The 2,325-nt window shown below is 54.7% G+C and carries 2 protein-coding genes; both read right to left on the bottom strand.

Translation table 11 applies throughout. From position 1 onward, the window contains the following. Window positions 1-194: 194 nt before the first annotated feature. A complete protein-coding gene (locus tag CW742_RS10830; protein WP_292420284.1) occupies window positions 195-1,124 on the bottom strand; it encodes a radical SAM protein in 930 nt (309 codons plus the stop codon). A gap of 109 nt (window positions 1,125-1,233) precedes the next feature. After that, entirely contained in the window at window positions 1,234-2,181 is a 948-nt protein-coding gene (locus CW742_RS10825; protein ID WP_292420282.1) for a radical SAM/SPASM domain-containing protein, read from the bottom strand. Between the last annotated feature and the right edge of the window lie 144 nt (window positions 2,182-2,325).

Raw genomic sequence — 2,325 nt, 5'->3', positions numbered from 1 at the left:
AACCCAGCAGTTAAGCTGACACACGTAGTATGCTGTACTGAGGTACGCGAGTCCCCGGGAACCATACCAAGCTGCAATCACCTTTCCTTCTTACACGACTGTTCTAACAACGTATCACTAACGAGCGAATGCTCTCTTCTTGTCATAGTATCGTAACACTTGGATACCGGCAGGTCCGCGACCTGCGTGACGAATCACTTATCGCAGTACACCTGCGCCGGCTCAAGCACGCCCGGGAACTTCCCCCGGCTTGCCTTCCGCGCCAGCCAGCAGAGGTGGCACGCATCGGCAACACCTTCAGCCGGTGGGGTATAACCAAGCACTTCCGCAAGTCGTGCCGGACCTCCTGTAACCAATGGCCCGCAAATCGGGTGATCCTTTGGAGAATACTCCCCGACCAGTGCATCGAGCGGCTTCTCCCACACGTTTCCCATGCAGATCCCCTGGCAGATCTGGAGATTGCCGTATGCATCCACATGCAATCGTGTGGGGTTCACGAGATCCTCGTAGGGGCAGGACGTGAACTGGTGCCAGTCGTGAAGATTCGCGTTCCCGCTTAACTTCGCTGCGGCCCGGCCCCGGAACATGATGCCCCCCTCCATGATCACGCCTTTCTTCCCCTCACGTACGTCCGCAATGGCATCAGGCCCCGATCCGCCGGGATCCAATGCCAGAACCAGCGTGGGAAGCCCCATCTTTTGTGCAGTCTCTGTTGCGCGCCGGGCTGCATTCTCCTGCCGGTTCTCGTAATGGAAGATATCATCGCTGACACTGAAATCGGTGATTCCCAGTTCTTTGATCGGTCCAAGGAAACACCGGGCGTTCTCGTCCGATGTGGCGAAGTAGCCGTTTGACACGATACCCACGGACAACCCCCGATCCCGCGCCATCCGGATCCCTTCGAGCAGGACAGGGTAGAAGAGGAACGGTTCGCCACCCTCAAAATATACGGTATCAACAGTTCCAATCTGCATGGCCTGATCGAGGACTCTGGCAATCTGGCCCGGAGTAAACGTCCCCTCCGCTGCAGGACTGCCGCAGACAAAACAGTGCTCGCACTCAAGTGTGCACATATACGTCAGAATGAAATGCACCTGCGTGATCATGAATCCGCGTTCCCTCATGATAATATCCCGCCGTTTCTGTAGATAATACCCGCGACAGTCAAAAGTCAAATCAAATGGCCCGGATTTGCAAACTTCGTATGACCTAAAACTGTTTTCCCTGTGCTCGTCATGACCCGGTATTTTCCACCCGTTTCTTTGTACAGTGCATATCTCCCAGCCGCATCACCTGGCACCCTCCCCTGCAGAGATCCAGTTCCGTACACTTCCGGCATTCCATGGAGATGGGGGGAAAACCATTGTTACGGCAGGAAAACTGTCCCCGTTCCCAGATCCCCGTAAACGTCTCCTTTCTTAAGTCTCCGGCAATATATTCTTCTTCTGCCGGCAATTCAGGACAGCCCCGGACCCGGCCGTCAGCTCCGATACAGCACGAGATGGTCCCGGCTCCGCAGAAGAAGAAGTCCTGACGGTGGATCTTCCTGTCGTAATCTGGTCCCAGCCAGCCAAGGTTCTCTCCGACAAGAACCGGGAATCCGTCGCCCATCTTACCGGCGAGAAAATCAAGAAGTGATCGCAACTGCCCGTCTGATAAGAAGAGTGCAGCATTCCCTGCAGCCCTTCCGACCGGCATCACCGCCCCGACCCTCCAGAGATCCGCGCTCTCTTTTGCGATCCGGTAAAGATCCCCGATCTCGTAGAGATTCAGGGGCGACACAATGGTAGTCATACAGGACTGGCGGCAGCCGTGGTCTTTGAGAAGTCTCAATGCGTGTATTGCACCGGAGAATGCACCGGGTGTCTTTCGTATCTCATCATGAGTCTTTGCTGTCCCGTCCACGCTGACCTGTATCGAGTCTGCAACCCTGACGATCCTTCCTATGTTCTCCGCCGATCCAGCCAGCCCGTTTGTGGAAAAACCTGTCTCCCTACCGCAGTCGTTTGCTATCTGCAACACATCCAGCATATCTGGTCGCACGAGAGGTTCTCCCCCGGTGGCAAGGAACCGCTTCACCCCCAACGCTGCAAGATCTTCAACAATCACCATAATCTCACGGGTTGACAATACCTCTCCATAACCCTCGTGGCCGGGCGCACCGCAGTGAATGCATTCCATTGTTCAGTCCCGAGTGCATTCCCATATTACCGTTTTCGGGGACGGGGTCTTTCCCCATTGTAGCAGTGTGGAAAAACCTGCGGTCAGAGCTTTGATCTCAAGTCTCCTGAAAAAAAGACGATTCATTATATTTTTATATAGAAT

Origin of the sequence: Methanoregula sp. (genome assembly GCF_002835825.1) — an archaeon.
Classification (GTDB): Archaea; Halobacteriota; Methanomicrobia; order Methanomicrobiales; family Methanospirillaceae; genus Methanoregula.
Note: the sequence above shows the minus strand (reverse complement) of the source record. Positions and strands in the feature narration are given on the sequence as shown.